Annotated in this window: 12 protein-coding genes; 4 read left to right on the top strand and 8 right to left on the bottom strand. The window is 65.3% G+C overall.

Annotated features, from left to right (window positions below):
- Positions 1–19 precede the first annotated feature (19 nt).
- A complete protein-coding gene (locus UB48_RS14415) occupies positions 20–1,246 on the top strand; it encodes an MFS transporter (protein ID WP_045198164.1) in 1,227 nt (408 codons plus the stop codon).
- Between the two features lie 100 nt (positions 1,247–1,346).
- Positions 1,347–1,901, top strand: a complete 555-nt coding sequence (locus UB48_RS14410) for a YdeI/OmpD-associated family protein (protein WP_045198162.1) — start codon at positions 1,347–1,349, stop codon at positions 1,899–1,901.
- On the opposite strand, the gene UB48_RS14405 is transcribed toward UB48_RS14410, so the two are convergent.
- From UB48_RS14405 to UB48_RS14395, 3 genes are read right to left on the bottom strand one after another with little or no spacing between them, the layout of a single operon-like run.
- Positions 1,859–3,208, bottom strand: coding sequence for an MFS transporter (locus tag UB48_RS14405; RefSeq protein ID WP_045198160.1), 1,350 nt, complete (start codon positions 3,206–3,208; stop codon positions 1,859–1,861). The two genes, UB48_RS14410 and UB48_RS14405, sit on opposite strands and share 43 nt — an antisense overlap.
- A gap of 43 nt (positions 3,209–3,251) precedes the next feature.
- Positions 3,252–4,793 (bottom strand): class I adenylate-forming enzyme family protein, encoded by a 1,542-nt coding sequence (locus tag UB48_RS14400; protein WP_045198158.1) that lies wholly within the window; start codon positions 4,791–4,793, stop codon positions 3,252–3,254.
- A 2-nt stretch (positions 4,794–4,795) separates the two neighbouring features.
- On the bottom strand, positions 4,796–5,974 hold the full coding sequence (locus UB48_RS14395) for an acetyl-CoA acetyltransferase (RefSeq protein ID WP_045198156.1): 1,179 nt from the start codon (positions 5,972–5,974) through the stop codon (positions 4,796–4,798).
- A gap of 143 nt (positions 5,975–6,117) precedes the next feature.
- Between UB48_RS14395 and UB48_RS14390 the strand changes: the two genes are divergently transcribed.
- Entirely contained in the window at positions 6,118–6,690 is a 573-nt protein-coding gene (locus UB48_RS14390; protein ID WP_045198154.1) for a LuxR C-terminal-related transcriptional regulator, read from the top strand.
- A 6-nt stretch (positions 6,691–6,696) separates the two neighbouring features.
- Here the strand turns inward: UB48_RS14390 and UB48_RS14385 are convergent, their stop codons facing one another.
- Positions 6,697–7,410, bottom strand: a complete 714-nt coding sequence (locus UB48_RS14385) for a tellurite resistance TerB family protein (RefSeq protein ID WP_045198152.1) — start codon at positions 7,408–7,410, stop codon at positions 6,697–6,699.
- 164 nt (positions 7,411–7,574) lie between these two features.
- Here UB48_RS14385 and UB48_RS14380 point away from each other — a divergent pair, with 164 nt between their 5' ends.
- On the top strand, positions 7,575–8,195 hold the full coding sequence (locus UB48_RS14380) for a hypothetical protein (RefSeq protein ID WP_045198150.1): 621 nt from the start codon (positions 7,575–7,577) through the stop codon (positions 8,193–8,195).
- Positions 8,196–8,591: 396 nt separating this feature from the next.
- On the opposite strand, the gene UB48_RS14375 is transcribed toward UB48_RS14380, so the two are convergent.
- The 4 genes from UB48_RS14375 to UB48_RS14360 are packed head-to-tail and all read right to left on the bottom strand — an operon-like array spanning position 8,592 to position 13,695.
- On the bottom strand, positions 8,592–9,809 hold the full coding sequence (locus UB48_RS14375) for a RhtX/FptX family siderophore transporter (protein WP_045198149.1): 1,218 nt from the start codon (positions 9,807–9,809) through the stop codon (positions 8,592–8,594).
- A 12-nt stretch (positions 9,810–9,821) separates the two neighbouring features.
- Positions 9,822–11,324, bottom strand: coding sequence for a PepSY domain-containing protein (locus UB48_RS14370; protein WP_045198147.1), 1,503 nt, complete (start codon positions 11,322–11,324; stop codon positions 9,822–9,824).
- Positions 11,321–11,602 carry a hypothetical protein gene (locus UB48_RS14365; RefSeq protein WP_045198145.1) on the bottom strand — a complete coding sequence of 94 codons (282 nt, stop codon included), beginning with the start codon at positions 11,600–11,602 and terminating at the stop codon, positions 11,321–11,323. The genes UB48_RS14370 and UB48_RS14365 overlap by 4 nt, the downstream gene beginning before the upstream one ends.
- Positions 11,602–13,695, bottom strand: a complete 2,094-nt coding sequence (locus UB48_RS14360; protein ID WP_082075444.1) for a TonB-dependent siderophore receptor — start codon at positions 13,693–13,695, stop codon at positions 11,602–11,604. Before UB48_RS14360 ends, UB48_RS14365 begins: the two co-directional genes overlap by 1 nt.
- Positions 13,696–13,834 lie beyond the last annotated feature (139 nt).

The raw sequence follows: 13,834 nt of genomic DNA, 5'->3' as shown, positions 1-13,834 counted from the left end.
CCCCTTGGAACCCCGCACCATGCCAAGCGCAAGCCAAGGCCGTCACGGCCTTCCCGAACATAATCAACAGAGCGTCAAGCAGCAGTGGCTGGCGATTCTCTCGGTCGCCGTGGGTGCCTTCGCCCTGGTTACCAGTGAGTTTCTGCCGGTGGGCGTGCTCAACGATGTCGCCAGCGACCTGGGCATCAGTGCCGGCCAGGCCGGCCTGATGGTTACCCTGCCCGGCATAATGGCCGCCCTCGCCGCGCCTTTGCTGTCGGTGGGTATTGGCGCGCTGGACCGGCGTTATCTGCTGATCGGCCTGACGCTGATCATGATCATCGCCAACGCTGTGGTGGCCTACGCCAGCGACTTCAGTCTGCTGCTGTTCGGCCGCGTTCTGCTGGGCGTGAGTATCGGCGGTTTCTGGGCGACGGCCATTGCCCTCAGCGGCCGCCTGGCGCCCAAGGGCGTGGGCGTGGCCCAGGCCACTTCGATCATCATGGTCGGTGTGACCCTGGCCACCGTGCTGGGCGTGCCCGTCGGCACCTGGCTGAGTGGCTTGATGGGCTGGCGCATGACCTTCCTGGTCACTGCGCTGGTCGGCGTGCCGGTGCTGCTGGCGCAGGTCTTCCTGCTGCCGCGGCTCAATCCCGACAAGGCCATTCGCATCAGTGACCTGCCGGCCCTGTTCATCAATCCACAGGCCCGGGTTGGCTTGATTGCGGTATTGCTGATTGGCCTGGCGCACTTTGCCGCTTACACCTATGTCGCTCCGTTCTTCAAACAGAGTGCCGGCTTCGATGGGCCGACCATTGGCTCACTGTTGCTGCTGTATGGCGTGGCCGGGGTGGCGGGCAATATCTTTGCCGGTTTCGCCGCCAACCGCAGCGTGCGTCACACCCTGATGCTGGTCGCCCTGATGATCGCCATCAGCACCGCGCTGTTCCCCTACTTCGCCACCGGCATGACCGGCGCAGCGCTGCTGATCGCGCTCTGGGGCTTCGCCTTCGGCGCCTTCCCGGCCTGCGCCAGCATCTGGATGTTTGTGGTCGCACCCAAGGATGTCGAACGCGGCATGCCCCTGTTTGTCGCCATGTTCCAGGTGATCATCGCATTGGGCTCGTTCTTCGGCGGGCAGATCGTCGACCAGCTGGGCAGCTCGGTGCTGCTGAGCCTGGCCACGGCCCTGGTGGGCTGCGGTTTCGTCACGGTGCTGGTGCTGGGGCGTAACGTCAGCAATCGCCTGGTAGCCCAACCCGCCTAGCCGCTGGACAGACCCGTGGCCAATAGCTAGACCTTCTGTACTGAATCTATTCTCACTGTCGCGTTTGCACGCGACAGTGAGTGGACAGGAAGGCGTGGCAATGACAACAATCGCTGCTAAATCCCGCTTCAAAGCAAAGCTTCTGCGCCCGGCAAAGCCTGGCGACGATGCCTCGTGGGCGTTCGTCGTCCTGCCAAGAGAGGCGAGCGAACAGCTTCCCCGGCGCGGCCGGACCAGTGTTGAAGGCACCATCAACGGGCAGCCTTTCCAGGCAACGCTTGAGCCCGATGGCCAACTGAGCCATTGGCTGCAGGTAAACAGCGCCTTGCTCGAAGCCGCAGGCGCGGCCGTGGGGGATGTCGTTACACTGGAGCTGACCCCGGTGAAGAAGGAGCCCGAGCCCGACATCCCGGCCGACTTTCAGCAGGCCCTGGCCAACGCTGGCGAGGCGCGTGAAGTCTGGAACAGTACGACAACCCTCGCACGCGTCGACTGGATCCACTGGATCACGTCAGCCAAGCAACTCAAGACCCGGGCGAAACGCATAAGCGATGCCTGCGATATGCTTGCATCCGGCAAGAAGCAGGTGTGCTGTTTCGATTCATCCGGCTACTACAGCAAGGCGTTGCGTGCGCCCGAGGCAGAAAACTCCTGAACTGCCGCCTCCTTGCCAACCGCATGGCCAGCCGCGACAAAATCTTCCTTGCGCAACACCACCAACGCCAGCAGCGACGCCACCCCGGTGCCGACATAGAAATACCAGGGCGCAGTGATGTCGCCGGTCACCTTGATCAGCCAGGTAGAAATCAGCGGCGCACTGCCGCCGAACACCGCCACCGGAATGTTATAGGCCACGGCGATGCCGGTGGAGCGGATGCGGGTGGGCAGCAACTCGCTCATCAAGGCGTAGGTCGAGGACGCGTACAAACCGAACAAAATCGCCACGGCCATCAGCGGCCAGAACAGGGTCGCAGGCGTGGCGCCCGGCGCGGTCTTGAAGAACCAGTACATGGCCAGGGTTGCCAGGGTGCCGATCACCAGCAAGAACGGCTTGCGCCCGTAACGGTCGGTGAAGGCGCCGCCCAGCGGCATCACCAGCGCCGCCGAGAGGCTGGCGACGAAGACGTAGAGCAAGGTGGTGCCGCTGTCGAACTTGAGGGTGTTGGACATGTAGGTCGAGGCGAAGGTCAGCACCAGGTAGAAGATCGAGCTGTGCAGGGTGATGATGAAGAACACCAGGGCGATCGCCCGCTTCCACTGCCAGACCTCGCGCAGTGGCGCCTTGGAGGTCTGCCCGGCCTCGACCAGGGCGAGGAACTCCGGGCTGTCTTCAAGCTTGAGGCGGATGTACATCGAGATGAAGCCCAGTGGGCCGGCCACCAGGAACGGAATACGCCAGCCCCACTCCTGCATCAGCTCGGCGCCCAGGGCCCAGGTCATGCCATTGGCCACGGCGCCGCCCAGCAGCAGGCCGAGCACCGCGGTGACCATCAGCCAGCAGGTGGCAAAGCCGCGGCGGCCGGGGCCGGCGTATTCGGAAATGAAGCTGGTGATGGTGCCGATCTCGCCACCGGCCGAGAAGCCCTGCACGCAGCGGATCAACACGAGGATTATCGGCGCGGCAATGCCAATGCTGGCGTAGGTTGGCAACAGGCCGAGCAGGAAGGTCGAGCCGGCCATCATCACCAGCACGGTGATCAGGGTTTTGCGCCGGCCGATCTTGTCGGCCAGGGGGCCGAAGAACAGCCCGCCCAGGGGCCGGATGAAGAAGCTCAGGGCAAAGGCGGCAAAACTTGCCAGCAGGCTGCTGGTGGGGTCGTCAGAAACAAAAAACGCCTTGCCGATGTACACGGCGAGAAAGCCGTAGACGCCATAGTCGTACCACTCGATCAAGTGGCCGGAGGTGGCGCCGATAAAGGCCCGGCGCCGCTGGCGCTGGGGGTTGGAAGCTGGCACACCCATAGTGGGGACTCCTGTCGTAGTGCTATCCATGAAATACCGCGCGTCAGAGGTTGATCAGAGGCTGCGAAGGCTCCTGTAACCACTGGCGCAAGCGGGTCTTGAGAATCTTGCCATAGCTGTTCTTCGGCAGCTCGGGGCAAAAGACGAACTTTTTCGGTTTTTTGAACGAGGCCATGCGCGCCAGAAACCACTGGTTGAGGGCCTGCGCATCGAGGCTATCGGGTGAACGCAAGGCCACGAAGGCTACCACCGATTCGCCCCATTCGGCATCGGCCTCGCCGACCACGCACACCTCGAACACTTCGGGGTGCTGCATCAGCACTTCCTCGACTTCGCGTGGGTAGATGTTGCTGCCGCCGGAGATGATCACATCCTTGCAGCGATCGGTGAGGGTCAGGTAGCCCTGCTGGTTGAAAAAGCCAATGTCGCCGGTCAGCAGCCAGCCGTTTACCAGGGCCTCTTGGGTGGCTTGCGGGTTGTCCCAGTAGCCCAGCATCACTACTGGCCCGCGCACCACGATCTGCCCCGGCTCGCCCGCGGCCACCGGCTGGCCTTGGGCATCCACCACGCGCACCTCGACGCAGGCGTGGGCACGCCCCACCGAGGCGGCGATCTGCGCCCAGTCGGCGTGCCCGCGATCGGCGATGGCCTGGCGCGACAGCGCGCTGATGGTCATCGGGCATTCGCCCTGGCCGTAGATCTGCACCAGCCGCGGGCCAAAGGTGTCCAGGGCCTGGGCAAGATCGGCCAGGTACATTGGCCCGCCACCGTAGACGATGGTCTTGATGCCTTCGCCGGCATACCCCTGCAGGCGCGCCTGGTCGACCATGCGCTTGACCATGGTCGGCGCGGCAAACAGGCTGACCTGGCCCAGTTGCTGCGCAAGCTCAAACAGCTCCGCCGCCTGGAAGCCGCGCGAGGCCGGCACCACATGGCGGGCGCCACAGCGCACATGAATGAAGTTGTACAGGCCGGCGCCATGGGACATCGGCGCGGCGTACACCACCGCGTCACCAGCGGCCACCGCATCGACGTCCAGTGGATAGCACAGGGACATGGCGATCAAATTGCCATGGGACAGCATCACGCCCTTGGAGCGCCCGGTGGTGCCGGAGGTGTAGAACAGCCAGGCCAGGTCGCTGTCCTGGCGCGGGTACGGCTCGGGCAGTTGCTCATCCGCCAAGGGGCCTTGCGGGCTCGGCGTGTGCGTCGCCAGTTCTTGGCAGCCGCTCGGCAAGGCGCCGCTGGCGAACACCCGGCCGTCATCTGTGTAGACCAGCCGGGCGCCGGCATTGCCGGCAACCCAGGCGGCTTCCAGGGCGTGCAGCTTGCTGTTGATCGGCACCGCCACCGCGCCGCTCCACCAGATGGCGTACAGCAGTTCGAGATAGCGGCAGCTGTTTTTCATCAACAGCGCCACCCGCTCTCCGGGCGCAATGCCGTACTGCTCGCGCAGTTGCACGGCGCGGGCCCGGGCCTGGGCGGCGAACGCCTGGTAGTCGGCAACCTGGCGCTGCCCCTCGAACAACGCCGGGCGCTGCGGCCAGCGCTGGGCCGCATCGCGCAGCCAATGGGCGATGTTCATCCTCAGGCCTTGACCGCTTGCAGGACACTGGCGTAGTTGGCCACGGCCATGCCGCCCATGTTGAACAGCAAGCCGAACTCGGCACCGGGCACGCCCAGGCCGATGGGTTCGCCGGTCAGCTGGGCAAAGCCCAGGGCATGCATCGACACGCCGGTGGCCCCCACAGGATGGCCCTTGGCCTTGAGCCCACCGGACAGATTGACCGGCAGGCGCCCGCCCTGACGCACGATACCGTCGTCGAGGGCGCGATGGCCTTCACCGCGGGGGACCAGGCCCATGGCTTCGTAGATCAGCAACTCGGCGATGGTGAAGCAGTCGTGGACCTCGGCAAAGTTCAGGTCGCCAAGGGTCACCCCGGCTTCGCGCAAGGCACCCTGAATCGCCCGCTGCGGTCCCTCGAAGGCCAGCACATCGCGGCGCGACAGCGGCAGGAAGTCGTTGACCTGGACCATGGCGCGAATCGCCACCTGGCGGCGCATCGAGCGCGCACGCTGCGGCGAGGCGAGGATGATCGCCGCCGCGCCGTCACTGATCAGCGAGCAGTCGGTCAGGCGCAGGGGCGGTGCGATCAGCGGGTTGCCCGAGGAAACATTGTTGCAGTGTTCGAAATCCATCAGCCGGTGCATCTGCGCCAACGGGTTGGCCATGGCATTGGCGTGGTTCTTTACCGCAATCGCGGCCATCGAGGCCAACGGGCTGTGGTAGCGTTCGGCATACTGCTGGGCCACCTGGCCAAACAGCTGGGCGAAGCTCAGGCCGGCCTCCTGCATGGCGTTCTGGTAGCCGGCACCGGCCAGGGCGCGGGTGACTTCGACGGTGCTGTTGCCGGTCATTTTCTCGGCGCCGACCACCAGCACCAGGTCGGCGGCGCCGCTACGAATCGCGTTGATGCCGGCCTGGATCGCCGCCGAGCCCGAGGCACAGGCGTTCTCGCAGCGGGTGGCGGGCTTGAAGCGCAGTTGCGGGTCGGCTTGAAGCATCAGCGAGGCAGGAAAGCCGTCGGCCACCAGGCCTGAGTTGAAGTGCCCGAGAAACAGCGCGTCGATCTCGCCGGCGTCGATCTCGGCGTCTGCCAGGGCTTCGCGGGTGACCTTGACGATCAGGTCTTCGAGGTTGAGGCCATCCAGGCGACCAAAAGGGCTGTGGGCAGCCGCGACGATGGATACGGAATCGTGTGTCATGGTGATTTTCTTCTGTCCTTGAAGCGCGTATTCCATACAATGATTCAGCGCCCGAATCCCACGCTAGTTGGGGCAACTACTTACGCCAGTAAGTAGTGCCCGCCAACCCGGTGCACACCGACAAACCCGAGGCAGGACGCCCGATGACCGAAGACGCCCCGCACTTCCAGGACCTTGAGCGCCTGGCCTTCCAGGTTTCCCCCGCGCCGCAGATGATTACCGGCCATCGGCGCATGCTCGACTGCAACCAGGCCTTTGAGCGCCTGTTCGGCTACGAGCGCGAGCATCTGCAAGGCAACCTGACCCTGTTGCTGTACCCCTCCCACGCCGACTACCAGAGCATCGGCGAACGCAGCGAGCACTGGCTGCGCAACGGCCCCGGTGCCTTTTACTCCGACGAGCGTTTCATGCAGCATCGTAATGGCGAGGTGTTCTGGGCCAGGGCCCACGGCTTTTCGCTGACGGTCGAGGACCCGTTCAAACTGATGGTCTGGCATTTCGAGCGCCTGGACCGCCAGCCGGCGCCGACCATCCAGCTGACCCCGCGCGAACGCGAGATCTCGCTGCATATCGTCAACGGCCTGACCTGCAAGGAGGTGGCGCGCAAGCTGGGTATCTCCCACCGCACCGTGGAAGTCCACCGCGCCCGGCTGATGAAGAAGCTTCAGGCCAAGAACAGCGCAGAGCTGGTGTCGAAGATCATCTTCATCAGTTGAGCGGCGTCAGGCGTTTCCCTTGGCCTGCTGTTCCAGGTGCACCTGCAAGGCCGGATCGATCTGCAGCGCGCCGGCCAGTTCGTCAAGGTAGGCCCGCTCTGCGTCCTGCTGGTCATCCACCAGCATTACGCTGGCCAGGTACATTTCCGCTGCCATGCCTGGGTCCTGGGCCGACTGCGCCACCTCGCCAGCATCCAGTGGCTTGCTGACTTCCTCATCCAGCCATTGCTGCAGTTGCGGGTCGTTGGTGTGACGTTTGATTTCAGCGTAAATCAACGCTTGTTCTTGCTCATCGATACGACCGTCAGCCTTGGCTGCCGCAATCAGCGCGCGCAAGATTGCATGACTGTGGCCCTCGGCCTCGGCGCCGGACAATTGATCGACCGTACGCAGCGCCTGTTGCGGGGCCGCCGCCTGGCTGCGCTGCCAGCTTTGATAGGCCTGGAACGCCATCATGCCCAACGACGCCAGGGCCGCGTAATGGGTGCCTCCGGCGGAGCGCCCCTGGCTAGCGCCACCCGCGCTGCCCCCCAACAGCCCGCCCAGTAGACCACCCAGGCCAGCACCGCCCGCCGATGCACTGCCGCCGCCAAGCAGCCCGCCCAGCAAGCCGCCCAGACCGCCCAGGCCGTCTTGCACGGACCTGCCGCTGCTCCCTTGTTGCGCTTGCGAACCCTGCCCGGCGCGAAGCAGCTGTTCGAGTAGATCGCTGGTGTTCATAGCACCGCCCTCGGTCGGTAGTTGCTGTTTAGACAAGCAACGATAGCCCCCGCAAGGCGATCTGCCATGACCGTCTGGCCGACGGCAAAGCCGGGGCTTACCGAGCATGCAGGTTTATGTGAGCATATCCACCCCGCCCTGCCCCGCGCCCCACGAGAGGCTGTATGACGATTTTCCACAAAACCGCCCTGACGCTGACCCTGGCCGTTGTCGGCCTGTTGGCGCTACCGAATCTGCATGCCGCGAGCAAAGCCGGCAGCCAGGCGAAAGCTGAAGTAAAGGTCGCGGTGCTCGGCGGCAAGTTCAGCTTCACCCTGCCGGCAGGCTTCATCGCTAGCCCCTTGAGCGCCGACGAACAGAGCAGCGAAGGCGCCGGCGCCGTGGGCACCCTGTATGCCAATGCGCAGGAAAAGCGCGTGGTCATGGTGGTCGAAAAACCGCTCCCCGAAGCGTCGCGCCCAGGTGACAACGACGACGCCTTCCTCGACGGCGCCGTCAGCGGTTTCGTCGAACGCCAGAGTGCCGGGCTGCCGGACTTTCGACAAACCGGCGAAGCACGCCTGAACCGCAACGGCCTTGGCGTGCGACAAATCGACAGCACGGCGACCCTGGGCGGCGGCAAAACCTTGAACAGCACCTTTATCGCAGGCTCCGGCGAGCGCATGGCGGTCATCCAGGTCATTTCCCGCAGCGACCAAGCCAGCAGTCATGCGACGCTGGTCAAGCGAATCGCGGGGCAATCCTCGGTGCCGGCTAAGCAATCTGGCAACAAACAGGGTAAATAGCGTGCAGCGCTCTAAGGCGTGCAAGGCTTTGGCGGTGTGCGGAATCAAGGCCGGTCGGAGAATCGAAGCAAGTTTCGAAGGCACCTGCGGTTGAAGCCACAGCTGTTTGCTGGCTCTCGCGAAAGGCCGTTTTCGACCCATGGCAGGCAGCGATCTAAAGCTCTGTTGTCAGTACCGACCTCATCGCCGGCAAGCCGGCTCCCACAGGAATATCGCCAGCCTTCAGGCATGCGTTGTACCTGTGGGAGCCGCGCTTGCCGCCGATGCATGACGGTCAAGTGGGAGCGGGCTTGCCCCGCGATCCGGGCCATGGGCATTGTCTATCACGCGGCCATGCCCCTATCGCGGGGCAAGCCCGCTCCCACCGTCTAATCGCCGTTCGAGCGGACGATTCCCCTACTGCGCAATAACCCGATACCGCGCCAGATTCAGCGCCACCAGCAACGCCACCACCGCCATCAGCGCCCCGGTGAGGAACCCGCCGCTGTAACCGACCTGCGCGGTCAGCCCCAGCAACAGCGAGGACGACAGCATTTCGCCGAGGTCGCGGGTGCTTTGCACGGCGGTCATGTCGGTGCCGGCCTGGTCGCTTTGCCCGGAAAACGCCATCGAGGCGGTCATGATTGCCACCGAGGTCGCGCCGGTGGCAAACGAGCCAAGCCCTACCGCCAGCCAGATCAACTCGACCCGGGGCGCCACTAGCCCGCTTGCCTGCAGCAGCCAGACCAGCGCCGCCACCCCGGCCATGGCCACCGCCAGCATGAACGCCGGCCACAAGCCCAGCACACGGATCAGCCAGGCACCGCCGCCGCAACCGAGCACGATGGTCACCACGCCGCCGCTCATGCCCAGTTGGCCGATGGCCTGCAACGACCAGCCAGCATCGTTGAGGAACAGTTTCGACAGGCCAAAGCCAGACACCGCGGTCATCGCCGAGAGCAATGCCAGCACCACCAGCGACAGCGCCCCGGGCCGCTTGATGAAGCGCAACAGGCTGGCGTGGGCGACGTCGGGTTGTTTCTCTTTAGCCGGTGCCACGTGCAGCCAGGCTACGCAGCACAGGCTCGCCAAGGGCACCAGGGCCAACAGGTCGAAGGCCGTGGTTTGCCCGAAGTGGCCACTGAGCAGCAGCGCCCCGGCGCCGCCGACGAAGAAGCCGAACATGGTGCCGCCGACCTGGATGGCGTTGATCCGCGCGAGCATGTTGTCGCTGAAATACTCGGCGGCCATGCCGTCGGTGGCGATGTCCTGGGTGGCGCTGGCGAACGAAGCGAGGATCAGCAGGCCCACGGCCCAGCCGGCGGTATCGACACTCAGGCCGATGCTCGCCAGGGTCACCAGGCACAGCAGCACAAGGATCTGCATCGGTATGATCCAGCTGCGCCGCCGCCCCAGGCGCGGGCTCCAGTGGTTGTCGACCTGCGGCGCCCAGATGAATTTCACCACCCACGGCAGGCCCACCAATGGCAGGAAGGCCAGGGCATCGAGGGCCGCGCCGTCGTGGCGCAACAGGGTTGGCAAGGCGTCCATGGCGATGCCGAAGCAAATGCCCTGGGACAGGTACAACAGGGCGAAGGTCAGCACCATGCGCCAGTGTTTCAACAGATCCAGCATGCGAGTCTCCATTCAGATAGCGTTGGCGTCGGCAGCCCTTGCCGTACGCGAAAAAACAGTCAGGCGGCGCACCGCCCACAGGGCACTGGCACCGGCGAGCAACAGCACCAGGTCAATCGGCCAGACGCTCAGGTTGGCGTGTTCCAGGCTGCCAGCCAGGTGCAAGGCGCCAGCACTCAGGAAGGCCAGGCCGGCCACGCTCAACAGCAGGCGTAGCGGTTGGCGCTGCGGCGGCATCAGCGCGGCCAGCAGCAGGCTGGCGATCCAGCAGCCCCAGAACCACGCCGTCAGTGAACTGCGCGGCAACAGCCCGAGGTTGGCCAGCGCCCCGGCGCACAGCAGCACGGCGCTGGCCGCCAGCAACCCGCCGCCGCCACCGACCACCAGGCGCAGCAGCACTTGCCAGCCTGCCCCGCCCTTCAGCCGCCGGCGCTCCAGCCACAGGTACAGGCCGCTGAGCACCAGCACTGCGGCGCCCAGGGCCATGCTGAAATGCACGACGCGCAACAGCGGCCCGGCGTGGGGCAGCCAGCGATAATCGGCAAAGTGCAGCGGCTGCACCGCGATAAACGCCTGCAGCCAGAAGCCTCGGCCACTGGCACTGCTGGTGGCCAGCGGCTTACCGTCATCGCCGCGGTAGGCATGGCGCTCGAACACTGCGGTGCTGGGCAGGCCGGACTCGATGCCGGCCACTTCCAGCCAGGCTCCGGGCTCGCCCCAGTGATGCAGGGTGACGCTCTGGGCGGTGAAGCCCGGGTGCGCCGCCGCGTCGTTGCTCAGCAGTTGATCGAGATCGAACGGCTGGGCCGGCGCCGCCTGCGGATCGACCTGCGGTGGTGCGCCCAGCAGCTGCATGAACGCCTGTTGCGGGGCCCCGGGAAACGCCTGCCCGGCCAGGGTCAGGGTACCCAGGGCGCCAAGGCCGGAGATCGCCCCGGTAACCCCGAACAACAGCAGCCACGGCCCGGCCCAGCGGCCGATCAGGCTGTGCAGGTCGTGGGCCAGCAGCCGCGGGCCACGGTCACGGCGCAAGCGCGTAAGGTCCTGCAAGCGGCCGCTGTGCAGCGCGCTGCCGGCCCAGATCATCAGCAACAGCACCACCCCCAGCAGGCTGATCAGCACCCGCCCGGGGAAGCCGGCAAACAGGCTTTTGTGCAGGTTGAAGAGGATATCGGCGGCGTTCTCCGTTTCCAGCGCCCGGCCAGTGGCCGGGTCCAGGGCCAGATTGCACGGCTTGGCAGGCGCGCACAGCTCGACCACCGCGCGCTCGCCGTCGGGCAGACGAATCTGCAACGCCTCGGGCGCCAGGCCGTGGCGGCTGGCCACCGGCAGCCATTGCGCCAAGGGCAACAGCGGCCCTGGCGCCAAGGCTGCCGGGCCGCGAAACCAGCTGCGCAGGTCCTCATGGGCCATGCTCCAGGCGCCGCTGAGCAGAATCACCAACAGCAGCACGCCGAACACCCCGCCGGCACCGGCATGCACGCGCTGCACCAGCGCCCGCGGTGCGCCCATCATGACCCGGCTCCTGCCCATGCCAGGCAAGGGCTGAACAGCAGCAACCAGGCGCTGGAGCGGTAGACCACGCGCTTGCAGTCCGGCGCCAGCAGCGCCCACAACAGCACCGTGACGAGAAACCCCAGGCCGATAAAGATCGCCGCATAGAGCCGCTCAAGCCCGTCGCCCAAGGGGTAGTGGCGGGCCAGCAGCACCGCCAGTTGCAGGCTGCTGAGCACGCTGCCAGCTAGCGCCAGGCTGATGCGCAGCGGCCATGGCCCAAGGCCTGGGGCTGCCATCAGAACGTGCCTCGCAAGGTCATGTTGAGGCTGCGCGGCTCCCCGTAGCGGTTGTTCCAGCTGGGGTTGGAAAGGCTCTGGTAATACTTGCGGTCGGCCAGGTTGTTGCCGTTGAGCGAGGCCGTCCAGTGCTCGTCAATGCGATAGGCAACCCGTGCATTGAGCAACGCATAGCCGCCCTGCTGCATCGATACGGCGCCCGACTGCGCAGAGAAATCACTCTGCGCCTGCACCCCGGCACCGACGCTCCAGCGCCGCTCCTGCCAAGGCAGCTCGTACTGGCTCCACAACCGCAGCATGTGCCGCGGGGTGAACTCGGCATAGCGCTCGCCGGAGTTGCTGCGGGTGTCCTTGAGGTATTCGGTGGTGGTGTAGGTGTAGCCGGCGAACAGGCTCCAGTCCGGGGTGATATAGCCGGTGCTTTCCAGCTCGAAGCCCTGGCTACGCACCTTGCCGCCGCTGATGTAGTAGGTGTTGGGGCCGGCGCCGGGGTGTTCCGGGTCGACCTGCGGATTGTTCTCCAGGTCGATGCGAAACGCCGCCAGCGACACGTTCAGGCGGCCCTCCAGCAACTCGCCCTTGACCCCGGTCTCGTAGGTCTTGCCTTCCACCGGCTTGAGCAGGTCGCCGCTCCAGGTCTGCCCGGTTTGCGGCTGGAACACCTCGGCGTAACTGGCGTACCACGACCAGTCCTGGGCGAAGTCCCAGATCAGCCCGCCGTACGGGGTGATCTCACGCCCGGGCTTGAAGTGATCGCTCGGTGCATCCTGGTCCCACCAGCTGGCCCGGGCACCGACCACCAGGGTCAGCGGATCGAGCAGCTTGAAGCGGGTCAGCGCGTAGACACCCTTGGAGGTGGTGGTGGTCGAACCCGGCGATGTGTAGGCGCCGATACCCGGCTTGGGCACGCTGTGCGGGTCCCAGCGATAGACGTTGACCGGCACGTTCAACGGCGTGGTGAAGTCTGCCGTGCGCTGCTCGGTTTGCCCCTGGCTGTAGTTGCTGCCCAGCAGCAGTTCATGGCTGCGGCCGAACAGCGAGAACGGCCCGTTGACCGAGGCATCGACGCTCTTCTGGGTGCTTTCGAACTTGTACGCCGCGCCCATCAGACGGCCGCCGTCACCGGTGACGGGGTCAATCGCACCGTAGGCGCCGGCATAACGCAGGCTGGAGTCGGCGTCCTGGTATTCGGCGGCGATCTTGGCTTTCCAGCCGTAGTCCAGTTGCTGCTCGAGCGAGCCGAACATCCGCCGCGTGGTCCACTTGAAGCGGTCCCAGTCGACATCCAGGTAAGTGGAGCGCGGCAGGTTCAGGCTCGAGCCGTCCTTGGCCATCGGCACACCAGCCATGTTGGTCACCGAGTCGATGGTCTGGTACTGCGCGCCCAGGGTCAGCAGGGTGTCCGGGCTCAGGTCGAACTCGCTGATGCCGTACAGCAGCTGAGTGTCTTGCTTGCCGATGTCGTAGAAATAGTCGCGGTCCTCGTAGGCGGCGACCATGCGCCCGCGCACATTGCCAGACTCGGTCAACGGCCCGCCGACATCGACCTCGCCGCGGTAACGGTCCCAACTGCCGCCGCTCAAGGTGGTGCTGGCGGCAAACTCTTTTTGCGGGCGCTTGCGCACCAGGTTGACCGTGGCTGCCGGGTTGCCACTGCCGTGCAGCAAGCCGTTGGAGCCCCGCAGGATCTCGACCCGTTCGTACACCGCCATGTCCTGCGGTGAGCTGGCGGTGTCGCCGAGCAAGGCCGGCACGCCGTCGAGTTCGAACGAGTTGACCTTGAAGCCACGTACGTAATAAGCGGTGGTCAGCAGCTGGAACGGCTGCACGGTGACGCCAGTGGCTTGCTGCATCACCTCGTCGAGACTGAACAGGTTCTGCTGCTCGATGCGTTCATGGTCGATCACACTCACCGACTGCGGCGTCTCGCGCAGCTTGAGCGGCATCTTGCCGATGGTGGTGACCCCGGGTGCGGTCACGCTGCTGGCGCTGTCCTTGCCGGTGATCTCGATGTTGCCCAGTTGCAGCGTGCCGTTGCCGTTCTCTGCAGCAATCGCCAGCGCCAGCGGATTCAGGCCCAGTACCAGGACCATCGCCAAGTGCGCCCGGCTGCGTTGCCCACTCCGTCCTGCCTTTTTGACTCCCTGATGTAACATTGCCCCGCCCCAATTTCGATAATAATTCTCATTAGTATCCTTCAAACGAGTGGGCGAACTTTTCGATTTAGGGACT

This window comes from Pseudomonas sp. 2(2015), assembly GCF_000955865.1.
Lineage (GTDB): Bacteria > Pseudomonadota > Gammaproteobacteria > Pseudomonadales > Pseudomonadaceae > Aquipseudomonas.
Note: the sequence above shows the minus strand (reverse complement) of the source record. Positions and strands in the feature narration are given on the sequence as shown.

Bases quoted from the DNA above. Each gene is read 5' to 3' on its own strand.
- UB48_RS14375 (WP_045198149.1), bottom strand. From the start codon at position 9,809: ATGCTGGATCTGTTGAAACACTGGCGCATGGTGCTGACCTTCGCCCTG.
- UB48_RS14410 (WP_045198162.1), top strand. From the start codon at position 1,347: ATGACAACAATCGCTGCTAAATCCCGCTTCAAAGCAAAGCTTCTGCGC.
- UB48_RS14415 (WP_045198164.1), top strand. From the start codon at position 20: ATGCCAAGCGCAAGCCAAGGCCGTCACGGCCTTCCCGAACATAATCAA.
- UB48_RS14380 (WP_045198150.1), top strand. From the start codon at position 7,575: ATGACGATTTTCCACAAAACCGCCCTGACGCTGACCCTGGCCGTTGTC.
- UB48_RS14365 (WP_045198145.1), bottom strand. From the start codon at position 11,602: ATGGCAGCCCCAGGCCTTGGGCCATGGCCGCTGCGCATCAGCCTGGCG.
- UB48_RS14370 (WP_045198147.1), bottom strand. From the start codon at position 11,324: ATGATGGGCGCACCGCGGGCGCTGGTGCAGCGCGTGCATGCCGGTGCC.
- UB48_RS14360 (WP_082075444.1), bottom strand. From the start codon at position 13,695: ATGGTCCTGGTACTGGGCCTGAATCCGCTGGCGCTGGCGATTGCTGCA.
- UB48_RS14390 (WP_045198154.1), top strand. From the start codon at position 6,118: ATGACCGAAGACGCCCCGCACTTCCAGGACCTTGAGCGCCTGGCCTTC.
- UB48_RS14395 (WP_045198156.1), bottom strand. From the start codon at position 5,974: ATGACACACGATTCCGTATCCATCGTCGCGGCTGCCCACAGCCCTTTT.
- UB48_RS14400 (WP_045198158.1), bottom strand. From the start codon at position 4,793: ATGAACATCGCCCATTGGCTGCGCGATGCGGCCCAGCGCTGGCCGCAG.
- UB48_RS14385 (WP_045198152.1), bottom strand. From the start codon at position 7,410: ATGAACACCAGCGATCTACTCGAACAGCTGCTTCGCGCCGGGCAGGGT.
- UB48_RS14405 (WP_045198160.1), bottom strand. From the start codon at position 3,208: ATGGGTGTGCCAGCTTCCAACCCCCAGCGCCAGCGGCGCCGGGCCTTT.